The sequence below is a fragment of the Mycolicibacterium gilvum genome (assembly GCF_900454025.1).
Classification (GTDB): Bacteria; Actinomycetota; Actinomycetes; order Mycobacteriales; family Mycobacteriaceae; genus Mycobacterium; species Mycobacterium gilvum.
Genome location: NZ_UGQM01000001.1, coordinates 1994397 through 2008971 on the forward strand (window position 1 = coordinate 1994397; position 14575 = coordinate 2008971).

A 14575-nucleotide genomic window follows, 5' to 3' on the forward strand; every position below is an offset into this window, starting at 1 on the left:
CGCCATGAGCCCGGTAGCCGAGGTACTCGGTGTCTCCGCGCTGGTCTTCGGCATCGTCGCGCTATTGTTCGCGCTGATCTACATATGGGATAGGTGGGTAAAGGGCACGGTGCTCGAGCGGAGCATCGATGCGTTCTTTGACCGCCTCGGGAAGCTGTTCGACCGCTAGCTGCCGCGAGTGTGGGCCTTATGTACGTGATTTGGCGATTTCGCGTGCACAGGGCCCACGGTCGTCGGGGCCGAGTCAGTGGCCCTGAGCGTTGCCTGTTTGAGTGTGTCAGTTCGGGGCAAGCTGCTCAGGATTCAACCGGGGCTGACACTCGTGGCGCGTGACCGTCAGTTGCGGTTGAGACCGAATTCGCGGGTCAGCAGCGACTTCTTGTAGTGCGACTCGGCAGCGTCGATCTCCGAAGACGACGTGCTTGGTCCGAATACCCGCAAGATGCTAAACACGAAATGTCGAGCGTGGTCGGTCTTAGCGCCTCCGGCGCCGATACTGGCTTGGGCGAGTTCCCGCAGCGCTCGGTTCCCGCCGTGGCCGTCGCTGGCATACGCGCGCCAACGCCCCAGGATCCGTTCGGCGCCATCGGCTTTCCCGATGTACTGCTTGCCGTTCGAGGCGTCAGTGATCAGGTAGATACCCTGTACCTGCGACAGTGCGACCTGCCAGTCCGCGTAACGATGGTCGGACACCATTTCGCCCAGCTCGTGGAAGGTGAGCAGCACGTTATCAAACCCTGGGAAGGGCTCTTTGTCTCGATCGGAGATCTCGAGGACGGGCATATGCGCCGCGCTGGCTGCGCGTCGGTGCCAGGCGCGTGGCGTGTCCCACTCCACCACGAGTCGGTTCACGAGTGGTGCCAAGAAGTCGTGGGGGCGGAGATTGAAGTAGCGAGCCGACTCCGTGCGCTCCGACGCGACCTCACCGTGGTTTTCAAACGTCCCCCATAAGCGAGAGCGCCGTCGTCCGTCGGCGATGAGTACTACCCAATACCGCTCAGGCTGTGCGGGGAATTGCCGGCGTGAGATGCCTTGGAAGCGGGTGTATTCCCGAACCCGATCCTCAGTTAGGTCCTCTTTGCCGCGCAAGCTCGCTTCGTCGCCGGTGTTGAAGCTGTGCCGGATCACCCGAATATCCTCCAATCCGATGGGAGGATCGTGCTCGGCGCCAATGGCGGTCAGTAGGTGGCCGAACGTGAGGAAAGCACTCGTATCGGGGGCGTCACCGTGGATATGTCCAGAGCTGACATCGGGGCGATGGTCGTCCACGGGGCTGGCTCAGCTGTCGCCGGCTTGGTCCGCTCGCAACGATTTCAGCCGTCGCTCCTCGCGAAGCACCTGTTGATAGCCCTCGCGCTCGACGGCCAACCACTCAGGGTTTTCCTCGACCAGCTCGTTGATCTCCTCGGTGGTGAGCGCAGTCCCGACGCCGTTGCGGGCCAACGCCGCGATCGAGACACCGAGCTTGGCGGCGACGAGGTTCTTCGGGTGCGGCCCGTTCTTACGGAGATCGATCAGCCACTGCGGCGGGTCGGCCTGCAGCGCGGCGAGTTCGTCGCGGGTGATCGGGTTCTGCTGGAAGTCCGCAGGCGTCGCGGGCAGGTACACGTCCAGCTTCTTGGCCGCCGTGGCGGGTTTCATGGACTGCGCATTCGGCCTGCTCATGGCTAGAGCTTAACGACTGGCTTGAGATTAACGACGATGCCCGCCGGTAGCCTGATGCGGTGACCCGGCCCTCGTTGACCCTCGGATACGTCCCTGGTGCGACGCCGGCGAAGTGGGCGCGACACTGGGCGGACCGCCATCCGGAGGCGCCGCTGCGTTTGCACGGCGTCACTGCGGCCAACGCTGCCGCCGCGGTCCGCGACGGCAGCGTCGACGTCGCGCTGCTGCGATTGCCCACCGAGACGTCGGGGCTCGCGGTCATCCCGCTGTATGAGGAGATGACCGTCGCGGTGGTGACCGCCGAGCACGTGCTGACCGCGGCGGACAACGTCGATGCGACGGAGTTGCACGATGAGGCGATCCTGATTCCCGCCGATACGGTCGTCGACTGGCCGGACGCTCCCGGCACTCCGGTCGAGCATCGTCCCGAAACCACCGAAGCGGCAGTAGAACTCGTCGCGGCGGGGGTCGGGGTTCTCCTCGTCCCGCAGTCACTGGCCCGGCTCCATCACCGCAAGGACCTCACCTATCGTCCGATTGTCGACGCGCCTACGTGCCCGGTGGCGCTCGCTTTCCCGGAGGGGCCGCAGTCGGAGCTTCTCGAGGAGTTCATCGGCATCGTGCGCGGCCGCAGACCCGGCTCGTCTCGCGGGCAGACGCAACCGGAACGCAAGCGGACGGCGCGGGAGAAAACCCTCGCCAAACAGGCGGCGCGCGCCGCCGCGGGGAAAGTCGCGCGCAAGCCCGGCCGCGGCCGTCGCTGACCCATCGCCAAAGGTAAGGCTTGCCTATATCGCTGCGTGCTCCTACATTAAGCGGAAAGCTTTCCGGTTAATAAGGGGTGAGGCATGGTCCGACGACATCGCATGACATCGGCAGCGGTGATGGCCTCGGCCGCCGTGACGTTGTCGATGGTGATCGCGCCGGTGGCAATCGCCGATCCCGCGGTTCACGCCGACCCCGCTGCCGCCGGCGAGTTCGCGATCACCTCCGAGGTGCCGACGCTGGCCGAACTCGACGCCCAGATCCGGCTTCTGGTCGCCTCGCCCGCCCCGGACGACGTCAAGGCCGCGCAACTCGAAGGCGGTGTGCGCGCCGTCGTGGTGCCGAAGATGATCTACCGCGTCGGCTTCTTCCGGCCGCCCAAAGGGTCGAGCGTGGTCACCGGCCCCGAGACCCACGAGCCCGACCGGCACACCGCGGTGATCAACGCGAGTCGGCAAGGGGCTCCGACGGTGCAGGTCGTCGCCGAGTGGCGGCGTATCGACGGCCGGTGGAAGCTGGCGAGCAAGTCATTGTGCAACGGCATCAAGACGATCGGCCTGCCGATCCCGTGCAACTTCGAATGATCGAAACATCCGGCCTCACCAAGAGTTTCGGGCCCAAGAAGGTGCTCGACGATGTCTCCGTCTGCTTCCCCGGAGGTACGGTGACGGCGCTGCTGGGCCTCAACGGCGCGGGCAAGACCACGCTTCTGCGGCTCATCGCGGGACTCGACCGCCCCGACGGTGGGACGGTCGCGGTGGACGGTCGCGCACCCGGCGGTGATCCGAATCAGGTGGGTGTCCACCTGGGGCCGGGCGCACTCGATCCGCGTCACACGGTCGGGCGACACCTCAGATGGCTCGCTGCGCTGGCCGGGACCGAAGTGGGACGGGTCGATGACGTTCTCGACGAGACCGGGCTGCATGCGCAGCGCCCGGAACGGATCGGTGCGCTGTCGCTGGGGGCCAGGCAGCGGCTGTCCATCGCGGGAGCGCTGTTGTGCAGCCCGCGTGCGTTGTTGTTCGACGAACCGCTCAACGGGCTCGACGTCCCCGGAATCGTCTGGTTCCGAGGACTTCTCCGAAAGCTCGCCGACGACGGGTGTGCTGTCGTCGTGGCGACACATCTGCTCGCCGAGGTCGTGCTGTCGGCCGATCGTGTGCTGCTGCTGGACTGCGGACGACCGCGAGTGCACGGGCCCCTCGGCAACGTCATACCCGCGGGCGACCAGCCGCGGGACTGGCTGGAATCCGCTCTCCTCGATGGGGCGAGGTGCGCATGAGTGTCGCGCTGGCGGTGCGCGGTGCGCGCGCCGAGATGGTCCGGACGGGCGGGCGGAGCCGGCTGTGGACCGTGCTGATCCCCGCTGCGGTGATGCTGCCGGCGGGGATCACCGTCGCGATCGCGATCGCCGCCGAGACGTTCGCGCGCATACCCGGGCAGATCTCGGTCCTGCAGGTGCCGACGTCCAACGCGGCCTACTGGGTCATCACCGTCACCACCGTGGTGGTGGCGTTGGCCGCTTCTGACGGCCAGGCCTGCGAAAACCGTTATCATGCAGGGGAATACGTGCGCCTGGCCGCGCCGCGCCAATGGCCTGTGCTGACAGGCCGGTGGTTGTTCTACGGCGCGCTCGGCGCGGCCGCCGCCGCCGTTGCGCTTCTCACGGTGCTCGTTCTCCTGCCGGTCGTCTCACCGCTCGTGTACGGGTCGGTGTCGGTGACCGATCCGGTGGCACTGCGGCTGCTGTGGACGGTGCCGCTGCTGAGCTTCTTTGCCGCCGGCGCAGGCATCGGTATCGGTTCGCTGATCCGTTCGCCGCTCGGCGCCGCGGCGGTGATCCTGCTGTGGGTCTACGCCGCCGAGTCCGCCGCGGGATACCTGCCCAGTGGTGCGTACCTGCAGCGCTTCATGCCGGTTCTCAACGGGGTCTACGCCACCGGCCAGGACGCTGTGCTCATTCCTCCGTGGAGCCAGAACGTCGCCCTGCTGTACGTGTGTTCGTTGTTCACGGCGATCTTCGTCATCGCCGCCGTCGAAAGGACTGTCCGCCATGGCTGATTCGCCACTTCCGCTCGCCGAGCGATCCGACGCCGACCTTCCCGGCCATTGGTTGCTGGCCCGGCTCGGCAAGCGGGTTCTACGACCCGGCGGGCTGGAGCTGACCACCCGTCTGCTCACGGCCGCACGCATCCAGGGCGCGGACGTGGTCGAGCTGGGGCCCGGGCTGGGCCGTACCGCCACCGACATCGTCGCCGAGCGACCGCGTTCCTACGTCGGAGTCGACGACACCGCCGCGGCGACCGAGCAGGTGCGCTCCATCGTCGCGCCGGTGGGCGGCAAAGTCGTCGTCGCCGACGCGGCGTCGACCGGATTGCCCGACGGCAGCGCCGACGTGGTCGTCGGCGAGGCCATGCTGACGATGCAGGGTGAGAAGGCCAAACGGGCCATCATCGGTGAGGCGTTCCGCGTGTTGCGCCCGGGCGGCCGCTACGCGATCCACGAGCTGGGGCTCAGTCCCGACGATCTGTCCCAGGGCATCAAGGACGACATCCGTCGCGACATGTCGCGTGCCATCAAGGTCAACGCCCGCCCGCTGACCAGCGCCGAATGGACCGCGCTGCTCACCGATGCGGGCTTCGAAATCGAGAGCGTCGACCATGCGCCGATGGCACTGCTCAACCCGGCGCGCGTGCTCGCCGACGAAGGTCCGCTGGGTGCGCTGCGAATTGTCGGCAATCTCATCCGGCGTCCCGCCGCACGCAAGCGGGTCATCGGCATGCGCAAGACCTTCCAGCGGTACCGCCGCTCGCTGACCGCCGTTGCGGTCGTCGGTGTCGTACCCGGTCAGTGACACACTTGACCCATGGCAGTGTTGAGCAGCGAGGCCGGCCAGAAGCCGGACCGCGCAGCGGGCCGCCAGCGCCACAGGGTGCTGGACCTGCTACGGGAGGCCAACGGCCCGGTCGACGCCCAGGGCGTCGCCGACCTGCTCAAGATCCACATCACCACCGCCCGGTTCCATCTGTCGACGCTGGAGACCCAGGGTTTCGTGCGGCGGGCCGGCGTCCGCAAGTCAGGAGCCGGCCGGCCCAAGCTGACCTACGAGCCGGCACCGCGACTCGACTACGCCGACATCGTGGCGTTGTTCGCGACGCACCTCGGTGGCACTGCGCAGGAGCGGGAAGCGCGAGCGCAACTCATCGGAGCGGACCTCGCGCACCGGGTGCGGTTGGCGCGGCCCCGCGCCGAGTCGTCGATCGGCGACCTCGTCGTCGCGACCCTGACCGAGCTGGGTTTCCAGGTGCGTTCGGTGCTGTCGTCCTTCGGTGAGGTGACGGTGCAGCTGTGCACCTGTCCGCTCGCCGAGGTGGCGCAGAGCGCACCCGAGGTGGTCCGCGGTATCCAGCAGGGGCTGATTCAGGAGGTGATCGACCTCAACGTCGACGTGATCGGCGGCAGCTACGGTGTGTCGGTGACGCCGGATCCCCGCGGGGGTTCGTGTGAGGTCGGGTTGGTGCTACGCCCCACGCGGGTGGCGGCGAGCGAACGAGAAGGAGTGTGAACATGGACGTGGTGTCACTGAAGGCGACGGCAGCCGAACAACTCGAGGCGGCCCGCAACGCGCACGCCGGCAGGGCCGCGCACACCGTGTACGGCGGACACGAACACAAGTTGCGGCAGACCGCTATCGCGCTGCTGGCCGATCATCGGCTCGATGATCACGAAAGCCCCGGCGAGGCATCGCTTCTGGTGCTGCACGGCCGGGTCCGGCTCAGTACATCGAGCGAATCGGCCGAACTCGGCGAAGGTGAGTACCTGATCATCCCGGCCGAACGGCACAACCTTGCCGCGCTGGAGGACTCCGTCGTCCTCCTGACGGTCGTCACCGGGATCTGACACCTCAGATCGACACGGTGCCGTCGTCGTTGATGGTCCACTGCGGGTTCATGGCGACTTCCCAGACGTGGCCGTCGGGATCGGCGAAGTAGCCCGAGTAGCCGCCCCAGAACACCCGCTCGGCGGGTTTGAGGATGGTCGCCCCGGATGCCTCGGCCTGCGCGAGGACGGCATCGACGTCGGCTTCGGTGCGCTGGTTGATCGCGATGGTGATTCCGCTGAAGCGGCCGTCGACGGGATGGTGGGCGTCCTCGGCGAGATCACCGCGTCCGAACAACGCCATCGCGATGCCGGGAAGCTGGTAGAACACGACGCCGTCCGGAGAGGACTTCGGTACCCAGCCCAGGCCCTGTTCGTAGAACTCGCGTGCGCGGGCCAGGTCGTCGACGCCGAGGGTGATCAGGCTGATGCGTTGGTCCATGAGCGCACGGTAGCCCTCGGCGGCGACATGGCACTCGGTTCGTCACTCACAGCAACGGGATGTGGATTAGCCTGACTGCGTCGTAAAAATGATTCGCGGGGGCTACGCATGTCACGGATTTTTCTCAGCCATTCCAGCCGTGACACGCGCCAGGCGATAGCCCTCAAACAATGGTTGATCGAGCAGACGCCGCCGCTGGCAAACGAGATATTCCTCGACGTAGACCCCGGTTCAGGCCTACGGGCAGGTACACGGTGGAAGGATGCGCTACGCCAGGCAAATGCGCGCTGCGAAGCGGTCATTTGTTTGCTTTCGAAAAATTGGGAAGCGTCACACGAATGCAAAGTCGAATACCGAACTGCTGAGAATCTCAACAAGCAGATATTCGTCGCACGGCTCGAACCGTCCACCGGCGACGATCTGACGTCCGAATGGCAACGCTGCGACCTCTTCGGCGAGGGGCCGACGACGGCGATCGACACCGGACAGGGCGACCCTGTCGAATTCGCGACAGCGGGCCTCTACCGCCTACGCGACGGCATTCGGGGAGCCGGCATCGGTGCGGCGTCGTTCGTCTGGCCGCCACCTCGTGATCCCGACCGTGCCCCGTACCGCGGGTGGGAACCTCTCGACGAAGCAGACGCCGCGGTGTTCTTCGGACGCGATGCGCAGATCGTGCGCGCACTCGACACTGTGCGCGGTATGCGCCTGTCCGGTGTCACGTCGATGTTCGTCGTACTGGGTCCTTCAGGAACCGGAAAGTCATCGTTCCTACGGGCCGGTCTGCTCCCTCGGCTACGGCGGGAGGACCGTCGTTTCGTCGTCATGAACATCGTGCGACCCGAGCGAAACGTGCTCAGCGGAGACGCGGGCTTCGCGGCGGCCCTGTGTGCCACCCGGTCTGAGTTCGGGCTGTCCGAACCGAGTCTGGGAGAAGTCAAGGCAGCGTGCCTCGCAGGCGACGCGGACCGGGTGATCTCGATGCTGGCCGAGTTGCGGCAGGTGGCCGCCGACCGCTTACTGCAACGGGGCGGCGACGGCGATGAGCTGGTGGCGCCGACGGTGATCCTCCCTCTCGATCAGGCGGAGGAGCTGTTCAACGCGGAGCACGCCGAGAGCTCGGAGCGATTCCTGGATCTGCTTCGGCAGATCCTCGACGCCGCCAATGGCTCTGATCTGGGACTCGCTGTGGCGGCGACGATTCGCACCGATCGCTTCGAGATCATGCAGACACACCCGCGACTGGCGGGGCTGGGAACTGCGCTGTTCGACGACCTCAAGCCGATGCCGGCCACACAGTTCAAGGAAGTGATCGTCGGCCCGGCGCAACGCTCGACGGAGGGTGGCCGGCCCCTGCAGATCGCTGTGGACCTGGTGGATCGCCTTCTGGCCGATGCCGGTAGCGGCGCCGATACGTTGCCGATGCTGGCGCTGACGTTGGCACGGCTGTACACCGATTACGGCAGCACCGGCGAGCTCACCTTGCGTCAGTACGAGGGCATGGGCGGGATGAACCGCGTGGTGCAGTCGGAAATCGACGAGGTGCTCTCACGCGACGCCGTGCAGCGCACGCGACAATTGCAGGCGCTGCGAAGCGCTTTCATCCCATGGCTCGCGACGATCAACCCGGACAACGGCCAGCCGATGCGCAGAGTGGCGCGTCTGTCGGACCTGCCGCAGGACAGCCGCGGCCTCATCGACGCTCTTGTCGCCAAGCGCCTGATGGTCAGTGACGTCCGCGGCGGAACCACCGTCGTCGAGGTGGCGCTGGAGAGTCTCCTGCGGCAGTGGAGCGAGCTGGCAGGTTGGCTGCGCGACGAGCGCAAGGACCTGCGTGACGCCGACGACCTGATCCGTGGTGCGGCGGCCTGGCGTGGGAGCAACCGCAATCCCGCGTGGCTGTTGGAGGGTACGCGTCTGTCCGAAGCCGCCGCACTGGTCAACCGGCCCGGGTTCCGCGAGCGTCTGCGGGAGGTCCACGACTATCTGGATGCATCACATCGGCGCCAACAACAGGAGCGCGATGACGAGGAGAAGCGCCGGCGCGGCGAGCTGATCGCGGCGCAGGAGCGTGAGCAGGCGGCTCAGGAACGTGCGCGGTACGCCCAGGAGCAGCAGCTGACCGCCGAGCGGCATGCGACGACCTTGCGCAAGCGCGGACGGGTGTTGCGCTCTGTGCTGGCGCTCACCGCGGTCGTCGCCGTCGTCGCGGTGGCAGGTCTGGCCTGGGCGGTCTCGGCCAACAGCAGGGCTGCTGAACGGTTCAGACAGGCAACCAGTTTGCGGCTGACATCCGACAGCCTGGCCATGATGAGGGGCACCCGCCCCGGTGGCGACATCCAGGCGATTCAGCAGATGGTCGCGGCGAGAGCATTGACCTCCTCGCCGGACGACTACGCGTTGTCGACCATCGTGGAGCAGGACAACAACACCACGAAAATCATTCCGGCACAGGGCGTCATGGCCGGAGTCTCCTACAGTCCCGACGGCAGCCGGCTCGCGGCCTCGGGGGCAGACGGATACGTGCGCGTCTGGGACGCCGAATCCGGCCAGCCGGTCGTCGATCCGATTCCCGATCACCAGGGGGTATCCGAGATCGCCTTCAGCCCCGACGGCCAGGCGCTGGTGACTGCCGACCGAGACGGCGTACTCCGGATCTTCGACGCCGGCGACTTCAGCGTGGATCACGAGATCGACACCGGCACAGAGAATCTCAGCTCCATAGCGTTCACCTCCGATGGTTCCCGATTCGCGACGATCGGCAACGATCGCGTCATCCAGGTGGTCGACACCGACACCGGTGACCCGGTACGTGAATTCCCCTCCGGACATCAGGGATACGTCAGCGAGCTGGCTTTCAGTCCCGACGGAGCCCTGCTGCTGTCGGGAAGTGAGGACGGGACACTCCAGATGTGGGACGCCGAGGCCGGGACGGCGATCGGTCCTCGGATCGAAACCGGGGGGATGGTCGCAGATGTCGCATTCCGGCCGGACGGACGAAGGTTCGTCAGTAGTGGAAACTCGGTCATCTTGTGGGACACACAGACTCGCAAACCCATCGGAGATCCGTTGCAAGGCCACGTCAACGCGGTGACAACGGTATCCTTCAGTCCCGACAGTCAAGTCCTGGCGACCGGCAGCGCGGATGCGACCGTCAGGGTCTGGGACGCGGACACGGGTGCTTTCCTGTGGAACGTCATGTACGGCCACGAGGGCCGGATCTGGGGTCTCGTCTACAGTCCCGACGGGCGGCACATCGCCAGCGCCAGCAGTGACGGCACGGTGCGGATCTGGAACCCGCTGGGGAGTCAGCCGCTGCTCGGACACACCGCCGCCGTTCGTGACCTGAGCTACAGCCCCGACGGCGAGTTCATGGCGAGCGCCGGCGAGGACGGCACCGTGCGTCTGTGGGATCCGGACACCCATCAGTTGCTGGGCAGGCCGCTGGATGCCGGGGTTCCGCTGTACGCACTAGATTTCAGTGAGGACAGCTCGACTCTGGTTGCCGGCGGCGACGGAGGAACCGTCGTTCTGTGGAACATGGGATCCCGCCAAGTCGCCGGCAGGTACGAGACCGGGCGCGCAGGTGCCATCCGAACGCTGGAGTTCGAGGACAAGGGCGAACGGTTGAGCGTTCTGGACTGGGACGGCGTGGCCAGCGTCATGGACATCGACGGGCAGCAGGTCGGTGAAGAGGTCCCTGATGTCGAAGCGATAACTTTGTCGCCCGCATGGAATCTCGCGGCCACGAGCAGGATGAGCGAGAACAACGTCTACGTGCTTCCGATCGGTGGGGATTCGCAGGGGTCGGAAGTGACCTTGGAAGGCCATACGAACCGGGTGGGCCGATTGGTGTTCAATCCGGACGGCAGCCTGCTGGTCTCGGCGAGCGACGACACCACGGTGCGCAGGTGGAACCCCGCGACAGGTGAGTCTGTCGGCGGACCGTTGGCTGGACACACCGACGAGGTCCTCGACCTCGCCTTCAGCCCCGACGGTACGCGCCTGGTCACCGGCAGCGCGGACACTACGGCCAGGCTCTGGGACGTCGCGACCGGCCGCCAGATTGCCGACCCCTACGTGGGACATACCGAACACGTGACGAGCGTCGCGTTCGACCCCGACGGTGGGAGCTTCGCGACCGGCAGCCGGGACGGTACGGTGCGCGTGCGATCCGTGACGGCCAGCCCGGAAATGTTGTGCGCCAAGTTGACCGCGAACATGAGCCACAAGCAGTGGGACGTATGGGTATCTCCCGACATCGATTACGTCCAGGCGTGTCCAGGCCTCCCGATCGCTCCGGACTGAGGGGCTGTCGTGTCCGCGAAGACCCGTGACGATCACCTGTTCGGTGCCGGTCCCAAACGCATCCTTGCCCTCGACGGCGGGGGTATCCGGGGCGCGCTCACGCTGGGCTACCTCGGCCGGATGGAGGACATCCTGCGGGACCGGCACGGGGGCGACCCCGAGTTCCGGCTCTGCGACTACTTCGATCTCATCGGCGGCACCTCCACCGGTTCGATCATCGCCACCGGGTTGGCGCTCGGCTTCGCGGTGGACGAGCTGGTGGATCTGTACCGATCGCTGGGGGAGAAGGTTTTTGACAAGAGCAGGCTGCGTCTCGGCCTGTTCGGCGCCAAGTTCCCGAAGGAGCCGCTGCTGCGCGCCCTCGACACCCACTTCGGAGACATGACACTCGGCGGCGACGAACTACGCACCGGTCTGATGATCATGACGAAGCGACTGGATACCGGGAGCCCCTGGCTGCTGCACAACAATCCTCGCGGCAAGTACTTCGACGGCGACGGTGGCAGCTATCCGAATCGGGATCTGTTGCTGCGCAATATAGTCCGTGCAAGCACCGCGGCGCCGCACTATTTCGAGCTGGAGACGCTGCGCATCGCACCCGGTGTCACCGGGGCATTCGTCGACGGCGGTGTGAGCCCGTACAACAATCCGGCGCTTCAAATGCTGATGCTGGCGACGTGCAGCGGCTACGGACTGAACTGGCGGTTCGGTGCAGAGAACCTGATGCTGGTGTCAGCGGGCACCGGACACCGTCCGCTGCGGATGACGGCGGCGCAGGTGACGGATATGCCCGCGGTTGTCCTTGCGGCACAGTCGATGTTGTCGATCATGGCCGATGCGAACTGGCTGGGGCAAGCGGTGCTGCAATGGCTCGCGTCGAGTCCGACATCGTGGCAGATCGACAGCGAGATCGGTGATCTGCGGGACGATCGGCTGGGGCCCGGTCCTGATCTGATCACGTATCAGCGGTACGAGGTCTCACTCGAACCGAACTGGTTGCGTGACACGCTCGACGTGCACATCGATGACGAGCAGTGCGACGCGCTCTACGCGATGGACAACCCCAAGAATCTGACCCGGCTCGCGTCACTCGGTGTGACCGCGGGCGCTGTCCAGGTGCAGCCTGATCATTTCCCGCCGGGGTTCGACCTGTTGTGATCCGCGAGGGCATAGCGTCGTGTGAATTCGTCACCCGGCACCGCCCAGACGTCCCCGTGGTCCCCTTGCACGATCCATGACCCCGGTGGGGCGGTGATCGTTCCCTCGAGGGTGCGTACGCTCTCACCGTCGTTGGCCGGCCGGGCCAGGACGGTGCCGAGCCTGCGCCATCGATTCCCGCCGATATGCCGGTGGGTAGCGCGGAAGATGTCGTCGCGCACCGACCACGAATCGGTCCCGCTCTCCTCGCGCACCTCCCAGTCGCCGGCGGCCGCGTGCATGGTGGAACCGTCGTGCGCGGTCCACGTCCATGCAGTCGCACGCTGTTCGGCGATGACCGCCCCGGCGCGGCGGAACCGCTCCCAATGCGTACTCGCGTCGGAATGCGAGCGGTACCCGAGCTCGCGTAACTTCGTCAGCGTCGCAGCCAGACTCCTGAGAGCGGCAGCCACCATCGCCGGATCGGATTCGAGCTGCGTCCAATCGATCAACTTGTCGTGCACCTTGGCCCGATCGTCGCGCCGGGGGCCGTGACGCCAACCGTGCCGGCGGTAGTAGCGACACCAGTCCTCATGCTCGGCGCGAGCCATGGCGGTGGCTGTGGTCAGGTCAAACCCCAACTGGCGCAGTTGTTCCTGAGGCTGAAGCCCGCGCAGGGCGACGGTGCTCACGCCGTCAGGCGGCTTGCCCCATGTGTTCCAGGTGTGGCCCCCGATCTTCTCGACCATCCACAAGGCGTTGCGGACCTGACGGCGGTTCGATTCGCGGTAGAACTCGCCAAGCTCTTCCCACGGCTCGGCCGCGGGTCCCGTGGCGCCGGATTCGGCGACATACCGACGGTGTATCAGGATGGCTGCGCGCTCCCACGCGTCGTGGGCCTGGCCGCCGGGAAGGTCGAGGCTGAGGCGATATGTGTACAGGCGGCCCACCACCGAAACCCTCTCCCGAGTGGCGTCTGCCCGGTGGTCGTGGACGTGGATCGTGGTGTCGGGCAGGCGCGCCGCGATCCTCGTCGCGGTGCTGCCATAATCGGTCGAGTCGGCGAAGATCAGCGCAGTCGATTGCGCATCGCCCTCGCCGACGAGCCGCAGAAGTGTTGCCACTGAGGGGGCTTCGTCCACCGCGACGATGTCTGCTTCTCGATCGGCGTGCCCCATCTGCGTAGCTGTGAATGCATAATCTCGCTGGTACTGCGTCGCGTCGGGCGCGAGGACGTGCAGCACAGGAAGTTCGTCGTCGCCGAGGTATTCGGCTTCGAGGCGACGCGTGAGCATATCCGCGCACAAAGCGGTTGTCAGCTGCGATGATCCGCAGACGAACAACCGGTCGACTCGTGGCCCCGTCAGCGTCCGATCGAGAAGGCGTCGTGCGGTCACCTCGTACAACCCGACGGTATCGGCCGCCCAACGGTTGTGCGCCCCTCCGAAATGCTGGGCGCGCCACGCAGCGGCCTGCCACGGGTCGTCGATCCGAACGACCAGTGGTATCCGGAGCCGCTCATCCCCGCCACGCGCGGTGACAGCGCGGAGCCGCAGCAGGTTGGTCGATGGATCGGGGGCGAGTAGATAGAGCCGGTCCAGCTTGTCCCATACCGGCACTGCGAGAAGTTGTTCCGCGTCGTCGAGGTCGACGGCGACGATGCAGGCACCGGCGGTGCGGGCCCGCCGCGCATAGTCGGTTTCCGCAGAGCCGACGACGACGACCAGGGTGCCGGTACGGCCCATGGTGTGGGCGATCGCGGCCACCAGTGAGGAGGCGTCGTCATCCCCGCCGACCGCGACTGTCACCGATCGGGACAACCGAAGGCGCAGCCGATCGAACTGAGAACGAAAAAGTGCCAGCGCAACGCCTGCTACTGAGGTGAACAGCGCGGCAAGGGCTGACAATTGGGCGATGTTGAGCGCGACCGGCATGGGGGAGGGACATGAGCCGTCGGCGAGCGAGCGCGCCGGATCGCCGCCTTTCAGCAATGCGGCGGTCCAGAGCAGAGGCGTGAAGAAATCGGGATGGGTCTCGTCCTGACAGCGCCAGTAGGACGCGACGCCGAGAAGTGTGGTCGCGATCGCCAAGATCAGGACAATGGCGACCGGAGTTCCGCCGCGCCGACCGCCGCTGGCCCGGACCAATACGACGGCCAGTGCGATATAGGCGATCACGACGATGCCCATCGTGACGGCCGAGTTCGGGGCGCCGAACCACCGCAGTTGCTCGGGCACGAGGTCGTGCACCTGCGGCCAGGCGGCGACTGCTGCCAGATAGCCCGTCAGACCGGCGACGATCATTGCCAGCACGTTGCGGATCACGACGGTGCGCGTCGATGACAGACTCGCAGTGCGCACGGTCGGATTCTATTGGCCG

The 14575-nt window shown here is 66.4% G+C and carries 14 protein-coding genes; 10 read left to right on the forward strand and 4 right to left on the reverse strand.

Translation table 11 applies throughout. The features are described 5' to 3' along the window. Positions 1 to 4 precede the first annotated feature (4 nt). Positions 5 to 169, forward strand: coding sequence for a hypothetical protein (locus DYE23_RS30815; RefSeq protein ID WP_172527737.1), 165 nt, complete (start codon positions 5 to 7; stop codon positions 167 to 169). Positions 170 to 336: 167 nt separating this feature from the next. On the opposite strand, the gene DYE23_RS09405 is transcribed toward DYE23_RS30815, so the two are convergent. Both DYE23_RS09405 and DYE23_RS09410 read right to left on the reverse strand, forming a co-directional pair. After that, positions 337 to 1269 (reverse strand): GIY-YIG nuclease family protein, encoded by a 933-nt coding sequence (locus tag DYE23_RS09405; protein WP_235660366.1) that lies wholly within the window; start codon positions 1267 to 1269, stop codon positions 337 to 339. Between the two features lie 9 nt (positions 1270 to 1278). Further along, entirely contained in the window at positions 1279 to 1665 is a 387-nt protein-coding gene (locus tag DYE23_RS09410) for a DUF5997 family protein (protein WP_011895147.1), read from the reverse strand. Between the two features lie 59 nt (positions 1666 to 1724). Between DYE23_RS09410 and DYE23_RS09415 the strand changes: the two genes are divergently transcribed. The 7 genes from DYE23_RS09415 (at position 1725) to DYE23_RS09445 (ending at position 6330) form a co-directional block, all read left to right on the forward strand. After that, positions 1725 to 2429 (forward strand): LysR family substrate-binding domain-containing protein, encoded by a 705-nt coding sequence (locus tag DYE23_RS09415; RefSeq protein ID WP_115327061.1) that lies wholly within the window; start codon positions 1725 to 1727, stop codon positions 2427 to 2429. A gap of 102 nt (positions 2430 to 2531) precedes the next feature. Then, the gene (locus tag DYE23_RS09420) at positions 2532 to 3014 is read left to right on the forward strand and encodes an MTB12 C-terminal domain-containing protein (RefSeq protein ID WP_013472209.1); all 483 of its coding nucleotides are present in this window, start codon (positions 2532 to 2534) and stop codon (positions 3012 to 3014) included. After that, entirely contained in the window at positions 3011 to 3712 is a 702-nt protein-coding gene (locus DYE23_RS09425) for an ABC transporter ATP-binding protein (RefSeq protein ID WP_013472208.1), read from the forward strand. Before DYE23_RS09420 ends, DYE23_RS09425 begins: the two co-directional genes overlap by 4 nt. Then, on the forward strand, positions 3709 to 4491 hold the full coding sequence (locus DYE23_RS09430) for an ABC transporter permease (RefSeq protein WP_099961218.1): 783 nt from the start codon (positions 3709 to 3711) through the stop codon (positions 4489 to 4491). The genes DYE23_RS09425 and DYE23_RS09430 overlap by 4 nt, the downstream gene beginning before the upstream one ends. Further along, positions 4484 to 5284, forward strand: a complete 801-nt coding sequence (locus DYE23_RS09435) for a class I SAM-dependent methyltransferase (RefSeq protein WP_013472206.1) — start codon at positions 4484 to 4486, stop codon at positions 5282 to 5284. Before DYE23_RS09430 ends, DYE23_RS09435 begins: the two co-directional genes overlap by 8 nt. Before the next feature lie 12 nt (positions 5285 to 5296). Further along, positions 5297 to 5995 carry a helix-turn-helix transcriptional regulator gene (locus DYE23_RS09440; protein ID WP_115327062.1) on the forward strand — a complete coding sequence of 233 codons (699 nt, stop codon included), beginning with the start codon at positions 5297 to 5299 and terminating at the stop codon, positions 5993 to 5995. Between the two features lie 2 nt (positions 5996 to 5997). After that, entirely contained in the window at positions 5998 to 6330 is a 333-nt protein-coding gene (locus tag DYE23_RS09445; protein ID WP_011895141.1) for a cupin domain-containing protein, read from the forward strand. 4 nt (positions 6331 to 6334) lie between these two features. On the opposite strand, the gene DYE23_RS09450 is transcribed toward DYE23_RS09445, so the two are convergent. Further along, complete coding sequence (locus DYE23_RS09450) at positions 6335 to 6751, reverse strand: VOC family protein (RefSeq protein ID WP_115327063.1); 417 nt, start codon at positions 6749 to 6751, stop codon at positions 6335 to 6337. Between the two features lie 108 nt (positions 6752 to 6859). Between DYE23_RS09450 and DYE23_RS09455 the strand changes: the two genes are divergently transcribed. Together DYE23_RS09455 and DYE23_RS09460 are read left to right on the forward strand one after the other, a co-directional pair. After that, positions 6860 to 11059, forward strand: a complete 4200-nt coding sequence (locus DYE23_RS09455; protein ID WP_115327064.1) for an nSTAND1 domain-containing NTPase — start codon at positions 6860 to 6862, stop codon at positions 11057 to 11059. A gap of 9 nt (positions 11060 to 11068) precedes the next feature. Beyond that, positions 11069 to 12217: a patatin-like phospholipase family protein gene (locus tag DYE23_RS09460; RefSeq protein WP_115327065.1), complete on the forward strand. Its 1149-nt coding sequence runs from the start codon at positions 11069 to 11071 to the stop codon at positions 12215 to 12217. Here the strand turns inward: DYE23_RS09460 and DYE23_RS09465 are convergent. Then, positions 12187 to 14556, reverse strand: coding sequence for a hypothetical protein (locus DYE23_RS09465; RefSeq protein ID WP_115327066.1), 2370 nt, complete (start codon positions 14554 to 14556; stop codon positions 12187 to 12189). The two genes, DYE23_RS09460 and DYE23_RS09465, sit on opposite strands and share 31 nt — an antisense overlap. Between the last annotated feature and the right edge of the window lie 19 nt (positions 14557 to 14575).

What these genes read in the sequence shown, in the direction of transcription:
- DYE23_RS09420 (WP_013472209.1), top strand. Translation starts at nt 2,532, where the DNA reads ATGACATCGGCAGCGGTGATGGCCTCGGCCGCCGTGACGTTGTCGATG.
- DYE23_RS09450 (WP_115327063.1), bottom strand. Translation starts at nt 6,751, where the DNA reads ATGGACCAACGCATCAGCCTGATCACCCTCGGCGTCGACGACCTGGCC.
- DYE23_RS09410 (WP_011895147.1), bottom strand. Translation starts at nt 1,665, where the DNA reads ATGAGCAGGCCGAATGCGCAGTCCATGAAACCCGCCACGGCGGCCAAG.
- DYE23_RS09440 (WP_115327062.1), top strand. Translation starts at nt 5,297, where the DNA reads ATGGCAGTGTTGAGCAGCGAGGCCGGCCAGAAGCCGGACCGCGCAGCG.
- DYE23_RS30815 (WP_172527737.1), top strand. Translation starts at nt 5, where the DNA reads ATGAGCCCGGTAGCCGAGGTACTCGGTGTCTCCGCGCTGGTCTTCGGC.
- DYE23_RS09455 (WP_115327064.1), top strand. Translation starts at nt 6,860, where the DNA reads ATGTCACGGATTTTTCTCAGCCATTCCAGCCGTGACACGCGCCAGGCG.
- DYE23_RS09445 (WP_011895141.1), top strand. Translation starts at nt 5,998, where the DNA reads ATGGACGTGGTGTCACTGAAGGCGACGGCAGCCGAACAACTCGAGGCG.
- DYE23_RS09430 (WP_099961218.1), top strand. Translation starts at nt 3,709, where the DNA reads ATGAGTGTCGCGCTGGCGGTGCGCGGTGCGCGCGCCGAGATGGTCCGG.
- DYE23_RS09425 (WP_013472208.1), top strand. Translation starts at nt 3,011, where the DNA reads ATGATCGAAACATCCGGCCTCACCAAGAGTTTCGGGCCCAAGAAGGTG.
- DYE23_RS09435 (WP_013472206.1), top strand. Translation starts at nt 4,484, where the DNA reads ATGGCTGATTCGCCACTTCCGCTCGCCGAGCGATCCGACGCCGACCTT.